This window comes from Iamia sp. (assembly GCF_035575815.1).
In the GTDB taxonomy this organism is placed as follows: Bacteria; Actinomycetota; Acidimicrobiia; order Acidimicrobiales; family Iamiaceae; genus Iamia.
The window spans coordinates 105,822-119,819 of record NZ_DATLXO010000063.1 but is presented as its reverse complement, the minus strand read 5'-3'; the positions used below and the strand labels follow the sequence as shown (position 1 = coordinate 119,819).

Here is a 13,998-nt window from a genome sequence, read left to right as displayed (position 1 = left end):
GTGGGCCCGGCGGGGATCGAACCCGCGACCGAGGGATTATGAGTCCCCTGCTCTGACCACTGAGCTACAGGCCCGTGACCCGCCGGTGCGGCGACCGACGGCGGCCCACGGTACCCGCCGCCCGGATCCCGCCGAGCCGGGCACCGACCCCGGGTGTGCGTGGCCTGACCGCCACGGGACAGGGTGCACCGATGGACCTCTATGACGTCGAGCTGCTCCTCGGGGGCCTCGCCATCCTCGGCGCTGCGGTGATCCCCAAGGCCCTGGCCGGTCGACCGCTGTCGATGCCCATCGTCTACGTGCTGCTCGGCGCCGTCGTCTTCGCTCTCCCCTTCGGCTTCGACGCCCCGGACCCCGTGAACCAGCCCGAGGCCACCGAACGTCTCACCGAGCTGGCGGTGATCATCTCGCTCACCGGCGCCGGCCTCCGCCTCGACCGACCCGTCGGCTGGCGATCGTGGCACCGGACGTGGCGCCTGCTCGCCATCGCCATGCCGCTGACCATCGCCTCGGTCGCCCTCCTCGGCTGGGTGGCCCTCGGCCTGGGCCCGGCCATGGCCCTGCTGCTCGGGGCCGTGCTCGCCCCCACCGATCCCGTCCTGGCAGCCGACGTGCAGGTCGGACCGCCCGGTGACTCCGACGAGGAGGAGGACGAGGTCCGCTTCGCCCTGACCTCCGAGGCCGGCCTCAACGACGCGCTCGCCTTCCCGTTCACCAACGCCGCCCTCGCCGCCATGGGCGCCGCGTCGCTCGGGGCTTGGGTCGGGGGATGGGTGCTCGACGACGTGGTGATCAAGCTCGTCGTCGGCCTGGCGATCGGATTCGCCATGGGCCGGGCGCTGGCCTGGCTGGCGTTCCGCTGGCCTGCGACCGGCCAGCTCTCGAAGACCTCCGAGGGCTTCGTCGCCATCGCCATCACCCTCGTCGTCTACGGCACCGCCGATCTGGCCCACGGCTACGGGTTCCTGGCCGTGTTCGTGGCCGCGGTCACCATCAGGAACTACGAACGGGGCCACGACTACCACCAGGACCTCCACGACGTCGCCGACGCGACCGAGCGCCTGTTGATGTCGGGTCTCCTCGTCCTCTTCGGTGGCGCCCTCTTCGGCGGCCTGCTCGGCCCGCTCACGTGGCAGGGCGCGGTGGTCGGGCTGGTGATCGTGCTCGTCGTCCGCCCCGCGGCGGCGACCATCGCGCTGCTGCGGACCGGCTCTCCCCCGAAGGAGCTGGCGGCCATCGCCTTCTTCGGCATCCGCGGCATCGGCTCCGCCTACTACCTGGCCCACGCCATCGTCGAGGTCGACATCGGGCGGCCGCGCGAGCTGTGGGCCATCGTCGGCTTCGTGATCGTCGTGTCGATCCTGCTCCACGGCGTCACCGCCACACCGGTGATGCGCCGCCTCCAGGCCGTGCGCGAGAGCATCGAAGCCTGATCACCGCCGGGTCGCGTGGGAGCCACCCGACACCGCCGGGGCCGCCGGGTCGACGGCTGGGGCCGCCGGTCACGGACCTGTCGACGGCGGACGGGCGCCGACGGGGCTCACGGCCCGCCGGGGCCCGGACCACCGACCACACCTGGCTCCGGGGGTGGGGCTCGAACCCACGACAAGCTGATTAACAGTCAGCTGCTCTGCCAGCTGAGCTACCCCGGAAGGAGACGGTCACGGTAGCAGAGCCCCCTTGCGGGCCCGCACCCGGATCGGCGACCGACGCGGCCCGGACGCGCGATGCTCAGACCATGAGATTCGTCGTGGGCCTGCTCGCCGGTGCTGCGGTCGGAGCCGCCGCGTCCAGGTTCCTGCGCCCCGAGCGTCGGCCCCCGACCGCCCCTGCCATCCCTGCTGTCACCACCGTCCCCGCCGGCCCCGCCTCGAGCGCCGCAGCACCGGTCGCAGCGGAGCCCGTCGCCGCAGCACCGGTCGCGGCGGGGCCCGTCGCCGTGGACGTGAGCGCCGCCCCCGCCGATCCGACCTGACGCCCGAACCGCTACCGGACCGCCTCCGGAGGACGACGCGGGCTCACTCGGCGTCGAGGTAGTCGCGCAGCTTCTGGCTGCGATGCGGGTGGCGCAGCTTGGCGAGGGTCTTGGACTCGATCTGGCGGATGCGCTCGCGCGTCACGCCGAACTCGCGACCGACCTCTTCGAGGGTGCGGGACTGACCGTCCTCGAGCCCGAAGCGCAGGCGCACGACCGCCTGCTCGCGCTCGTTGAGCTCGCTCATGGCCTCGACCACGGCGTCGACGAGCATGGTGCGGGCGGCGGCATCCGCCGGGGCCTCGGCCTGGAGGTCCTCGATGAAGTCCGACAGGTTGGAGTCGTCGGCCTCGCCGACCGGCGAGTCGAGCGAGAGCGGGTCCTGGGCGATGCGGAGGATCTCGCGCACCCGCGCCGGGGACATGTCGACCTTGGCCGCCAGCTCCTCGACGGTTGGTTCGCGCTCGAGCTCCTGGAGCATCTGGCGCTGGATGCGGTGCACCTTGTTGATCGACTCGACCATGTGCACCGGTATGCGGATGGTGCGGGACTGATCGGCGATGGCCCGGCTGATGGCCTGGCGGATCCACCAGGTCGCGTAGGTCGAGAACTTGAAGCCCTTGGTCCAGTCGAACTTCTCGACCGCCCGCATCAGTCCGAGGTTGCCCTCCTGGATAAGGTCGAGCAGCTGCATGCCCCGGCCGACGTAGCGCTTGGCCACCGACACCACCAGGCGCAGGTTCGCCTGGATCAGCTGGGACTTGGCCTCCTCGCCGTCGCGGCAGCTGCGCTCGAGGCGTCGCCGCTCGGCGAAGCCGAGGGACTCGAGCCCGTCGGACGCCGACAGGTCGGCCAGCTGCCCGGCGGCGGCTGCGCCGGCCTCGATGCGCTGGGCCAGGTCGACCTCCTGGGGGCCGGTGAGCAACGGCACCCGGCCGATCTCGCGCAGGTAGATCCGCACCGAGTCGCCGGACCCACCCGCCGACTGATCGGCGGCGATCGACCGGGCGGTCGGCTTGCGGGCCGGGGCTGCGGGCCGGGGGCGATCGTCGATGACCCGCTCGGCCTCGACGGGCGCAGGCGCCTCGGCGGGAGCGGACCCCTCGACCGGCGTGGGGACGAGGGCCGCGGACGCAGCCGGTGGCTCCGTCGCAGGAGCGATGGGTGGAGGCCTCGCCCCCGTGGCTCCGTTCATGACCTCTCCTCGGCCCTCTCCGAGAGCCAAGTTAGCAACTGATCCTCCTCGGCTCGCTCAGGGCGGGCATCTTGTCGCACCGCCTCCAGTCGGACGAGGAGCCAGCTGAGCAGAGGGCTGAGGGCCTCGGGGGCACCACCGGCGCGCAGGTCGACCCGGAGCCGCTCCACCTCCCGCCAGCCCTCGAGGCGCAGCAGGGTCCGCCGCACGTCCGCCGGGTCGCCGGTCTCGTCCTCCGCCGCGAGTCGCTGGAGCAGGTCGGCGGCGCCGGGATCAGCCGCGTCGAGGGCGGCGTGCAGGTCCCCCCCGGCGTCGCGCAGGGCCCGGAACGCCACCGCGTGGAGGTCGTCGGTGAAGAGCACCTCGTGCAGCAGCGGGAGCATCGTCGCCCGGTGCTCGGCATCGACGGCGAGCCGCAGGGCCACCGTCTCGGGGGTGTCGACCGTCGAGCGGCGCCGAGGCGCGGCGGGCGCCACGCGGGGGCGGGCGCCGGTGCGCAGCGAGGCGCGGAGGCGATCGACGTCGATCTGACACCGGTCTGCCACCTGCATCACGTACTGGTCGCGGACGAGCTCATCGGGGTGCTCACCAATGACCTCGAGGGCGGCGGCCGCGGTGCGAGCCCGTCCCTCCGGCGTGGCGGTGCGCCCCTCGGAGAGGGACTGGGCCACCCGGAACCCGAGGAACGGAGCGGGTTCTTCGACCGCGGTCCGGAGGCGCTCGGGGTCGCTGCGGGCCAGGTCGCCCGGGTCGTGACCCGCGGGAAGGTCGGCCACCACGACCTCGAGCTCGTGGGTCCGCTCCCACGCGTAGACCCGCTCGGCTGCCGCCGCGCCGGCGGCGTCGGGGTCGAAGGCCAGCACGACCCGTCGGGCGAAGCGCTTCAGGATCCGGACGTGCTCCTCGGTGAGCGAGGTGCCACAGGTGGCGACCGCTCGGGGCACGCCGGCATCCGCGAAGCCGATGACGTCGGTGTAGCCCTCGCAGATGATCACCTCGTCCGCCTTCACCACCGGGTCCTTGGCCCAGTTGAGCCCGTAGAGCACCTTGGTCTTGTCATAGAGCAGGGTCTGGCCGGTGTTCAGGTACTTCGGTCCGTCGACCCCGGGCATGATCCGTCCGCCGAAGCCGATGGGGTTGTCCTGCGGGTCGAAGATCGGGAACAGCACCCGGCCCCGGAAGAAGTCCTGCTGACGCCTCCGCCGGTTCAGGAAGCCGAGGCCGGTGTCGGCCAGCACCTTGTCGTCGAGGCGCAGGTGGCGGGCCAGCTGGTCCCAGTCGTCGGGCGCCCAGCCCAGGCGGTAGCGCCGCACCGTGTCACCGTCGAAGCCCCGCTGGCGCAGGTAGGCGCGGGCCGCACCCGCGTCGGGGCCCGTGAGCAGGCGCTGGTGGTACCAATCGACGGCGGCGACGAGCGCCTCGGTGAGGATCGTCTTGCGCTTGCGGCTCTCGCCCTGGCCCTTGTCGGTGTAGCGGAGGGTCACCCCGCACTGGCCGGCCAGCCACTCGACAGCCCCGACGAAGTCGAGGTGCTGGAGGTCTTTCACCAGGTCGATGACATCGCCCTTGGCCTGGCAGCCGAAGCAGTAGAACAACTTCTCGTCGGCGTTGATGGAGAACGACGGGGTCTTCTCGCCGTGGAACGGGCACAGGCCCGTCCAGCGCCGCCCGACGCGCTTGACCTGCATGAACTGGCTGGCCACCGCGACCATGTCGGTGCGGTCGCGGACCGTTGCGATGTCGTCGTCGACGATGGCCACTCAGCGGCCTCGTGCCGCGACCGCCCCCCCGAGGGGGACAACGGCTGAGGCGGTCATGGGCCGGACGGTACCAGCGGCCTGCGACAGCAGGACCGGAAGGTGGGAACCGCGCCGTGAGCGACCCCCCACGGCCCGCGCCCGATCACTCGACCTTGGCGTCGGGCGGGCCCGTCGTCTCGGTGGCGGCGGCTCCCTCGGGCCCGGTCGGGTCGTGGGTCGGGGCGTCCTCGGGCAGCACGTTGCCGCTGCCCTCGGGCGTGGTCGGGTCGTTCTTGTCGGCCCGCAAAGAGGTGACGATCGTGACGGTCAGGACCCCCACGATCACCAGCAGCGACAGTGCGGTCGGGAAGTGGAAGTCCTCGGTCGGGAACGAGAGCACATCGCCGGTGAAGGTGAGGATCATCTTGACGCCCACGAAGGCCAGGATGGCGCCCAAGCCGTAGTTGAGGTAGCGGAACCGGTCCTGCATGCCGTTGAGGCAGAAGAACAGGGCCCGCAGGCCGAGGATGGCGAAGGCGTTCGAGGCGAACACGATGAAGGTCTCGTTGGCGACGCCGAAGATGGCCGGGACCGAGTCGATGGCGAAGACGACGTCGGTGCTCTCGATCATCACCAACACCGCGAACAGCGGGGTGGCCAGGCGTTTGCCGGTGCGCTTGGTGAACATCTTCTGGCCGTCGTACTCGTCGGTGGAGGGCACGACCTTGCGCACGGCCCGCAGCACCATGCTCTTCTCCGGGTCGACCTCTGTCTCACCGTGGAACGCGATCTTCTGGGCGGTGTAGAGCAGGATCAAGCCGAAGACCACCAGGGTGATGGCGAACGCGTCGATGAGCGCCGAGCCGGCGAAGATGAAGACCGCCCGCAGGACCAAGGCGCCGAAGATGCCCCAGAACAGGGTGCGGAACTGGTACTTCGGTGGCACCGCGAAGTAGTTGAAGATCACGGCCCAGACGAAGACGTTGTCGATCGACAGGCTCTTCTCGAGCAGGAAGCCCGAGATGTACTCCCCCGCCGCCTGGGTGCCGACGTCGATGGTCTGGCCGTCGGCCCCGATGCCCGACGTGCGCCCGAGGTAGTAGACGACGCCGGTGAAGGCCACGCCGATCGAGATCCAGATGGCGCTCTCGATCGCCGCTTCCTTGAACTGGATCACGTGCGGCTTGCGGTGCACCACCAGCAGGTCGAAGAAGAGGAGGAAGGTGACGAACGCGATGAGCGCGCCCCACTCCCACGGGTGGATGTCGAGGTTGACGAACCTGTCGGGGCTGGCCTCGCTGGCGGCGAGGAGGAGGGTGGTCATGGGCGGTGGGGTCTCCGGCTGATCAACGGGGGGACGGGTTGTTCAGCCGGGAGTCTCTCCACTCGACGGATCGAGTCAACCGCCCCGGGTGGTCGAGACCACCGTGCTGACGTTGCGGCTGTCGCGGATACTCCCTCCCGGGCCTCGTCAACCTACCGGGCGGGGCATCGGGTCCCGGCACCGCCCCGCGGCGGTCAGAGACCCAGGCGGTCGGTGACGTGGGTGACGAGCTCGTCGATGGGCACCCGGACCTGCTCCATGGTGTCGCGATCGCGCACGGTCACCGCACCGTCGTCGACCGACTCGAAGTCGTAGGTGACGCACAGCGGCGTGCCCAGCTCGTCCTGGCGCCGGTAGCGACGGCCGATGGCCTGGGTCTCGTCGTAGTCGACCATGAAGCGGTCCGACAGCGAGGCGAAAACCTGGCGGGCCGGGTCGGTGAGCTCGACCTTCTTCGACAGCGGCAGCACCGCGACCTTGTAGGGCGCCAGGCGGGGGTGGAGGCGCAGCACGACGCGGGTCTCGCCCCGCACCTCCTCGGTGTCGTAGGCAGCGAGCAGGAAGGCGAAGGCGGCCCTGGTGACCCCCGCCGCGGGCTCGACGACGTGCGGCGTGTAGCGCTCGCCGGTGGTCTGATCGAAGTAGTCGAGCTTCTCCCCCGACGCCTTCGAGTGGGCCGAGAGGTCGAAGTCGCCGCGGTTGGCGATGCCCTCGAGCTCGTCCCAGCCCCACGGGAACAGGAACTCCACGTCGCTGGTGGCCGACGAGTAGTGGCTGAGCTCGTCGGGCTCGTGGGGACGGAGGCGCAGCTTGTCGACCGGCATGCCGAGGTCGACGTACCACCGAAGCCGCTCGGCGCACCAGTACTCGTGCCACCGCTGGGCCTCGGCGGGCGGGACGAAGAACTCCATCTCCATCTGCTCGAACTCGCGGGTGCGGAACACGAAGTTGCCGGGCGTGATCTCGTTGCGGAACGTCTTGCCCACCTGGGCGATGCCGAACGGCGGCTTCTTGCGCGCCGTGGTCATGACCTGGGTGAAGTCGACGAACATGCCCTGCGCCGTCTCGGGCCGCAGGTAGGCGGTGGCGCCGGCGTCGGCCACGGGTCCGGCCTGGGTGGAGAACATCAGGTTGAACTGTCGGGCCTCGGTGAAGGTGTCCCGCGCCCCACACGCCGGGCACCGGTCCGGGTCCTCGAGCTTGTCCGCGCGATGACGGGTACCACAGGCCCGGCAGTCGACCAGCGGATCGGTGAAGCTCTCGAGGTGGCCGGAGGCCTCCCACACCGCCGGGGGCGAAAGGACCGCCGCGTCGAGGCCGACCACGTCGTGGCGGCGCTGCACCATGGCGCGCCACCAGGCCTCCTTCACGTTGCGCAGGAGGAGCACGCCGACCGGCCCGTAGTCGTAGGTGGACCGGAACCCGCCGTAGATCTCGGCCGAGGGGAAGGCGAAGCCCCGCCGCTTGGAGAGGTTGACGATGGTGTCGAACAGGGACGCATCCGCGTCCGGCGAGCGGTCGGTGGCCATGGGGCGAGCGTACCGCCGGGCCCCGATGCGCCCGGCCCGCGTTCGGTTGGCCGCCCCGGCCCGCATTCGGTTGACCGCGCGGTCGGGTACGGTCGACCGCTGTGTCCGACCTGTTCAGCATCGAAGGCAAGACCGCCCTCGTCACCGGGGGCAGCCGGGGCATCGGCCTCATGATCGCCACCGGCTTCGTCGAGGCCGGGGCCAGGGTGTTCATCTCCTCGCGCAAGGCCGACGTCTGCCAGGAGGTGGCGGCCGAGCTCTCGAAGGTGGGCGAGTGCACCGCCGTGCCCGCCGACCTCTCGACCGAGGACGAGTGCCGCCGTCTCGTCGAGGAGGTGGGCGCGGCCACCGACCGGCTCCACATCCTGGTCAACAACGCCGGCGCCACGTGGGGCGCCCCGCTCGCCGACTTCGACGACGCCGCGTGGGACCGCACCCTCGACCTCAACGTCAAGGGCGTGTTCCACACGACCAAGTTCGCGCTGCCGCTCCTCCAGGCGGCCTCGGCCGACGACGACCCGGCCCGGGTGATCAACATCGGCTCCATCGACGGCATCCAGGTGCCGATGCTCGAGACCTACTCGTACTCGGCCAGCAAGGCCGCCGTGCACCAGCTGACCCGCCACCTGGCCCGCCAGCTGGCCCCGAGGGTCACGGTGAACGCCCTCGCGCCCGGTCCGTTCGAGTCGAAGATGATGGCCGCCACGCTGCGGGCCGCCGGCGACGAGATCGCCGAGTCGGCTCCGATGAAGCGCATCGGCCGCCCCGACGACATGGCCGGGACGGCCATCTTCCTGGCCTCGCGGGCGGCGTCGTACCTGACCGGAACGGTGATCCCCGTCGACGGCGGCATCGCCACCTGCAAGTAAGAGGATCCCATGCCTGACGACGACGACGACGCCACCGCCGCCTGGCGACCCGACGACGCAGCCGCCGCCGGCCCCGACCCGACCGCCGAGGACGCCACCCGGGCGTGGGCCGTGGGCGAAGACGGCCCCGCCGGCGATGCCGGCGATGCCGAAGGCGTGGGCGCTGCGGATGCCACCCAGGCCTGGCGCCCCGACGACGCCGCTGCGAGCGCCGGCGATCCGGTGGGCGCTGCGGATGCCACCCAGGCGTGGCGCCCCGACGACGTCGCCGCTGCGGGGCCCTCCACGCCACCCATGGGCAACCCGCCGGCGGGCCCCGCGAACGACGCCACCCAGGTGCTGCCCGCCGGCAGCTACGAGGTGCCGGCGCCCACCGGCCAGCAGCTCCCCGCTCACGGCCCGGCCGTCGCCACCACCACCACCACCTACGACGAGCCGCCCCGGAAGGGCCGCGGGGCGCTGATCGCCGCCATCATCGTCCTGCTCATCGCCATCGTCGCCGTCGCCGCCGTCGTCCTGGTCTCCTCCGCCGATGACGACGACGATCCTGCCCCGTCCACCACCGAGGCTCCCACCACCGCGCCCGCCTCGGAGGCCCCGACGACAACTGCGGCCCCCACCACCACCGAGGCCCCCACGACCACCGAGGCACCGACCACCACCGCGGCCCCCACCACGACCGAGGCCCCCACCACCACCGAAGCCCCCACCACCACCGAGGCGCCGACGACGACTGCGCCGACGACCGAGCCGCCGATCAGCGAGGCCGTCCCGGTCGACCCTGAGGTCCCCGCCGGCGGGTAGCGCCACACCGAGGCCCCTCCCCCATGACCGCCACCGCCACGCCGACCATCGACCTGCTCGACCCCGCCTTCTACGGCGACCTCGACGCCCTGCACGCCGCGCTGCGGTGGATGCGGACCCACCAGCCCGTCTACCGCGACGAGGCCAACGGGCTCTGGGCCGTCACCCGCCACGCGGACGTGCTCGACGTCGAACGCCGCAGCGATGTGTTCTGCTCGGGCCGCGGCTACCGGTCGCACTGGGAGCCCGACGAGGACAACATGATCGCCCAGGACGATCCCGGGCACCTCGAGCAGCGCCGCCTCGTCAACCGGCGCTTCACCCCCCGCGCCGTGAGCGCCATGACGCCGTACCTCGTCGACCTCGTCGACGACCTCCTCGCCCCGGCGGTCGCGGGCGGCCGCATGGAGGTCGTCGGTGAGCTGGCCGCGCCCCTCCCGGCCCGCCTCACCGCCCGCCTCCTGGGCTTCTCCGAGGACCACTGGCCCGCCATAAAGACCTGGTCCGAGCGGCTCATGCGCTACGACCAGGTCGACACCGACCCGGGCGCGGCGGCGGGCTTCATGGCGGCCATCGTCGAGTACGCCCCGGTGCTGCAGGAGACCGTCGGCGCCCGCCGCCACGCGCCGGGCGACGACCTCGTGTCCGATTGGGTGCAGGGCCGGGTCGGGGGCTGCCCCATGAGCGAGCCCATGCTAATCAACGAGACCGGCCTGTTCATCTCGGGCGGGGCGGAGACCACCCGCACCGTCATCAGCCGGGGCCTCGCCGTCTTCGCTGAGCACCCGGAGCAGTGGGAGGCCATGGCGGCGGACCCCTCGCTGGTGCCTGGCGCGGTCGAGGAGCTCATCCGCTGGGTCACGCCGCTCAACAACTTCTTCCGCACCGCCACCCGCGACGACCACATCGGCGACCAGCCCGTGGCCGAGGGCGACCGGGTGATCATCCTCTACCCGTCGGCCAACCGCGACGAGGCGGTGTTCACCGACCCCGACACCTTCGACATCCGCCGCGACCCGAACCCCCACGTGGCCTTCGGCCGGGGCACCCACTTCTGCCTCGGGGCCAACCTGGCCCGCCTCGAGCTGCAGGTGCTCTTCGAGCGGCTGAGCGCGCGCATCACCGACCTGCGCGTCACCTCACCGCCCGACATCGAGCCCAACATCTTCGTGAGCGCCGTCCGCCACCTCGAGCTGGCCTTCACCCCCCGCTGAGCGAGCTTTGGGCGCTCCTGACGCTCTTGTGGGTCACATGGCCCCCGGGGCGTGTGGGTGTTCGTGGTCCAGCCTGAGGTCGATGGGACCGGCGCCGAGCATGACGCGGGTGAGGGTGGCGTCTGCGGAGTGGGACCCGTAGGCCCGGCGGACGATGAGACACGCTTCGAGCGTTGCCGCCGCGACGTCAACGCCTCGATGACGACGCGCGGGTCGGCCGGTCAGATCGTCGAGCGCCACGACGGGCAGGTCCGGATCGCTGCGGGTCACGACGTAGCCGTACCGGTCGAGGGCGGTGGCCACCGCCGGCTCGTCGAGGCCGCGGGTCTCGCCCCGCCATGCCGGATCGCCGTAAGGGAGGTGTTGGCCCTCGCGGTCGAAGAGGGTGACGGCCCGTGCGGCTCCGGTCGGGTCGTGCTGGACGCCGTGGTAGATCGCCCGCCACCCGGCACGGCGCAGCGCCACCGCCCAGCTCTGCGTGAGCACCCCGGTCCTGAGTCGCCCACAGTGCTGCGGTCACCCCGGTGGCGCGGGCCTTCGCCGCCGTGAGCGTCGCCGCCGCCGGGCGTCCGGCGGACAGGACGTCACGGCGAGCTGGCGGGTGGCGAGCTCGCTGGCCGGCAGGACGCCTCGGCTGTGGTCCAAGAACGCCTCGAGGACCGCAGCGCTGACGCTGGTGCCCAGGTAGCAGGAACCCTCAGGAGCGGGAAGATCGAAGCGGCCGCCACCGGCTTCATCCACCGGAACGCTCGCGAACCACCAGGGCAGGGCACGGCCTCTGTGGAACACCCGCCACAACCGACTGCCCGCCAGTCGATGCCGGGGCAGCCGGGCCAGCTGAACCGGTGCCGGGGGCAGATCGAGCGGCACCTCAGGCGACAGCGCGGTCGGCGAAGCGCTGAGCGGCAGCGACGACGGCGTCTATGTCCCCGGCTCGCAGCCCGTCCACTGGTCGCTGGTCGACGAGACCGGGGTGCGAACCGGTCAGCCACGCGGCGATCCCTACGGCCGTGGTGACCGGTCCGAGCAGATCGAGCACCCGGTCGAGGCCAGGCAGGATGCGCTTCCCGTCGAACTGCACATAGGGGTACACGGGCCGTCGATCGCGGTCGCGCAGGCGCAGCAGCTGTCGGCTCTGGGACACCGCCTGCTCGCTCACGCCGAGCAGGCGGGCCACGTCACCCTGAGACAGTGCCGGGCCGACCTGGTCAGCCCAGAGGCGATCAGTGACATCCTGTTCCAGAACGGCGCGAGCCAGCTCCACCGCTTCCGGCGACGCCTTGGTCGCCAGCTGCCCGACCGCATCCGCAGCATCCATGTGCGGCTCCCTCAACCTTGTCCAGCCCGCACACTACCAACATGTTGAGGCAGTTGAGCCCGGAAAGCTGGTCACTGACGGGGACGCGATGCTCAGTGGCCGCGGGCGACCCACTCGTCGAGGTGCGGGGCCTCGTCGCCGATGGTGGTGTCGTCGCCGTGGCCGGTGTGCACCACCGTCTCGTCGGACAACGGCAGGATCCGGTCGCGGATCGACTCGATGATCGTGGCGAAGCTCGAGAACGACCGCCCCGTCGCCCCGGGGCCGCCGTTGAACAGGGTGTCACCGCCGAAGACCATGGCGGCGTCGGCGTCGTGGAGGGTGATCCCGCCGGGGCTGTGGCCCGGGGTGTGGATCACCTTCAACCGGCGTCCGCCGACGGCGATAACCTGGCCGTCGGTCAGCGGGGCGTCGACGGGACGGTCGGGGTGGATCTCGTCCCACAGCATGGCGTCGGAGGGGTGGAGCCAGATCGGCGCGCTGACGGCGTCGGCGAGGTCGGGGGCGGCGTTGATGTGATCGTTGTGGCCGTGGGTGCACACCACGGCCACGACCTTCCGGCCGGCGACACCCTCGACGATGGGCTCGTGGTCGTGGGCGGCATCGACGACGATGCACTCCTCGTCGTTGCCCACGATCCAGATGTTGTTGTCGACGTCGAAGTCCTCGCCGTCGATCGAGAACGTGCCGGAGGTGACGACCTTGTCGACCCGGGGAGCGGGGCGGGCAGCCATCAGGAACGCTCCCCGATCAGGACGACCGAGCGCAGGACCTCGCCCTCCTCCATCTTGGCGAACGCCTCCTCGACCTCGTCGAGGGCGATCGTCTCGCTGACGAAGGAGTCGAGGTCGAGCCGGCCCTGCAGGTACAGGTCCGTGTAGAGCGGGAGGTCCCGGCTGGGCAGGCAGTCGCCGTACCACGACGGCTTGAGCTGCCCGCCCCGCCCGAAGAAGTCGATCATCGGGAGATCGAGGCGCATCTCGGGGTTGGGCACGCCCACCTGGACGAGGGTGCCGGCCAGATCACGGGCGTGGAACGCCTGGTAGAAGACCGCCGGGTGGCCCACCGCCTCGATGACCACATCCGCGCCGAAGCCGCCGGTGAGGTCGCGGATGGCCTCGACGGGGTCGACCTGCGACGCGTCCACCGTGTGGGTGGCGCCGAAGCCCTCGGCGAACTCGAGCTTGCGGGCGTCGAGGTCGACGGCGATCACCGTGGCCGCGCCCGCCAGGCGCGCCCCGGCGATGGCCGCATCGCCGACGCCACCGCAGCCGAAGACGGCGACCGAGTCGCCCAGGCCGACCTGACCGGTGTTGATCGACGCTCCCAGCCCCGCCATCACCCCGCAGCCGAGGAGGCCGACGGCCTCGGGACGGGCTCGGGCGTCGACCTTGGTGGCCTGGCCGGCGGCGACCAGGGTCTTCTCGGCGAAGGCCCCGATGCCCAGCGCCGGGCTGAGGGCCACGCCGTCGAGGGTCATCTTCTGGGTGGCGTTGTGGGTGGCGAAGCAGTACTGCGGCCGACCCCTCCGACACGCCCGGCAATCGCCGCACACCGCTCGCCAGTTGAGGACGACGAAGTCACCGGCGGCGAGATCGGTGACATCGTCACCGACCGCCTCGACGGTGCCCGCCGCCTCGTGGCCGAGCAGGAAGGGGAAGTCGTCGTTGATGCCCCCTTCGCGGTAGTGCAGGTCGGTGTGACAGACGCCGCAGGCGGCCACGGCGACGAGAGCCTCGCCGGGACCGGGGTCGGGCACCTCGATCGTCTCGACCCGCACCGGGTCGCCCGGGGCCGTGGCCACCACCGCTCGCACCTCGTGCGCCATCCGTCTGTGTCCCTTCGCTGTCCTCGTCTCCGGGTCGCCACCGTACCGAGGCCCGGGGTGGCCCGTTGGCACCGTCTTAGGGCCCGTTGGCACCGTCTTAGGGTGGGGCACCTCGGTCGGTCGGTCGGTCGAGGTGTGGCGCGAACCGGCGGTTGAGTCACCAGATCGCGCCCGGGGCCGGGACTGGTCGGCGACGGGCGCCG

Annotated in this window: 14 protein-coding genes and 2 tRNA genes; 5 read left to right on the top strand and 11 right to left on the bottom strand. The window is 71.7% G+C overall.

Annotation, left to right across the window (positions count from 1 at the left end):
- Position 1 precedes the first annotated feature (1 nt).
- Positions 2 to 74: transfer RNA gene (locus tag VNL12_RS06840), tRNA-Ile, on the bottom strand.
- A gap of 117 nt (positions 75 to 191) precedes the next feature.
- Between VNL12_RS06840 and VNL12_RS06835 the strand changes: the two genes are divergently transcribed.
- A complete protein-coding gene (locus VNL12_RS06835; RefSeq protein ID WP_325592852.1) occupies positions 192 to 1,433 on the top strand; it encodes a cation:proton antiporter in 1,242 nt (413 codons plus the stop codon).
- Between the two features lie 143 nt (positions 1,434 to 1,576).
- Here the strand turns inward: VNL12_RS06835 and VNL12_RS06830 are convergent.
- A tRNA-Asn gene (locus VNL12_RS06830) sits at positions 1,577 to 1,652 on the bottom strand.
- Positions 1,653 to 1,738: 86 nt separating this feature from the next.
- On the opposite strand from VNL12_RS06830, the gene VNL12_RS06825 reads away from it, so the two are divergent.
- Positions 1,739 to 1,975, top strand: coding sequence for a hypothetical protein (locus VNL12_RS06825; RefSeq protein ID WP_325592850.1), 237 nt, complete (start codon positions 1,739 to 1,741; stop codon positions 1,973 to 1,975).
- Between the two features lie 43 nt (positions 1,976 to 2,018).
- On the opposite strand, the gene rpoD is transcribed toward VNL12_RS06825, so the two are convergent.
- The 4 genes from rpoD to VNL12_RS06805 form a co-directional block, all read right to left on the bottom strand.
- The gene (rpoD, locus tag VNL12_RS06820; RefSeq protein ID WP_325592848.1) at positions 2,019 to 3,170 is read right to left on the bottom strand and encodes an RNA polymerase sigma factor RpoD; all 1,152 of its coding nucleotides are present in this window, start codon (positions 3,168 to 3,170) and stop codon (positions 2,019 to 2,021) included.
- Positions 3,167 to 4,930, bottom strand: a complete 1,764-nt coding sequence (gene dnaG, locus VNL12_RS06815) for a DNA primase (protein ID WP_325592846.1) — start codon at positions 4,928 to 4,930, stop codon at positions 3,167 to 3,169. Before dnaG ends, rpoD begins: the two co-directional genes overlap by 4 nt.
- A gap of 142 nt (positions 4,931 to 5,072) precedes the next feature.
- Entirely contained in the window at positions 5,073 to 6,233 is a 1,161-nt protein-coding gene (locus VNL12_RS06810; protein ID WP_325592844.1) for a TerC family protein, read from the bottom strand.
- Positions 6,234 to 6,427: 194 nt separating this feature from the next.
- Positions 6,428 to 7,762, bottom strand: a complete 1,335-nt coding sequence (locus VNL12_RS06805) for a glycine--tRNA ligase (RefSeq protein WP_325592842.1) — start codon at positions 7,760 to 7,762, stop codon at positions 6,428 to 6,430.
- A 101-nt stretch (positions 7,763 to 7,863) separates the two neighbouring features.
- On the opposite strand from VNL12_RS06805, the gene VNL12_RS06800 reads away from it, so the two are divergent.
- Genes VNL12_RS06800 through VNL12_RS06790 form a run of 3 tightly spaced genes read left to right on the top strand, consistent with a single transcriptional unit; the run spans position 7,864 to position 10,649 of the window.
- Positions 7,864 to 8,631 carry an SDR family oxidoreductase gene (locus VNL12_RS06800; RefSeq protein WP_325592840.1) on the top strand — a complete coding sequence of 256 codons (768 nt, stop codon included), beginning with the start codon at positions 7,864 to 7,866 and terminating at the stop codon, positions 8,629 to 8,631.
- A 9-nt stretch (positions 8,632 to 8,640) separates the two neighbouring features.
- On the top strand, positions 8,641 to 9,435 hold the full coding sequence (locus tag VNL12_RS06795) for a hypothetical protein (RefSeq protein WP_325592838.1): 795 nt from the start codon (positions 8,641 to 8,643) through the stop codon (positions 9,433 to 9,435).
- 23 nt (positions 9,436 to 9,458) lie between these two features.
- Positions 9,459 to 10,649, top strand: a complete 1,191-nt coding sequence (locus VNL12_RS06790; protein ID WP_325592836.1) for a cytochrome P450 — start codon at positions 9,459 to 9,461, stop codon at positions 10,647 to 10,649.
- Positions 10,650 to 10,682: 33 nt separating this feature from the next.
- On the opposite strand, the gene VNL12_RS06785 is transcribed toward VNL12_RS06790, so the two are convergent.
- The 5 genes from VNL12_RS06785 to VNL12_RS06770 form a co-directional block, all read right to left on the bottom strand.
- On the bottom strand, positions 10,683 to 11,135 hold the full coding sequence (locus tag VNL12_RS06785) for a hypothetical protein (RefSeq protein WP_325592834.1): 453 nt from the start codon (positions 11,133 to 11,135) through the stop codon (positions 10,683 to 10,685).
- A 30-nt stretch (positions 11,136 to 11,165) separates the two neighbouring features.
- Complete coding sequence (locus VNL12_RS21195; protein ID WP_414654855.1) at positions 11,166 to 11,438, bottom strand: hypothetical protein; 273 nt, start codon at positions 11,436 to 11,438, stop codon at positions 11,166 to 11,168.
- 82 nt (positions 11,439 to 11,520) lie between these two features.
- Positions 11,521 to 11,967, bottom strand: coding sequence for a hypothetical protein (locus VNL12_RS06780; protein ID WP_325592832.1), 447 nt, complete (start codon positions 11,965 to 11,967; stop codon positions 11,521 to 11,523).
- A 92-nt stretch (positions 11,968 to 12,059) separates the two neighbouring features.
- Positions 12,060 to 12,701 carry an MBL fold metallo-hydrolase gene (locus tag VNL12_RS06775; RefSeq protein WP_325592830.1) on the bottom strand — a complete coding sequence of 214 codons (642 nt, stop codon included), beginning with the start codon at positions 12,699 to 12,701 and terminating at the stop codon, positions 12,060 to 12,062.
- Entirely contained in the window at positions 12,701 to 13,795 is a 1,095-nt protein-coding gene (locus tag VNL12_RS06770; protein WP_325592828.1) for an S-(hydroxymethyl)mycothiol dehydrogenase, read from the bottom strand. Before VNL12_RS06770 ends, VNL12_RS06775 begins: the two co-directional genes overlap by 1 nt.
- Positions 13,796 to 13,998: the final 203 nt, after the last annotated feature.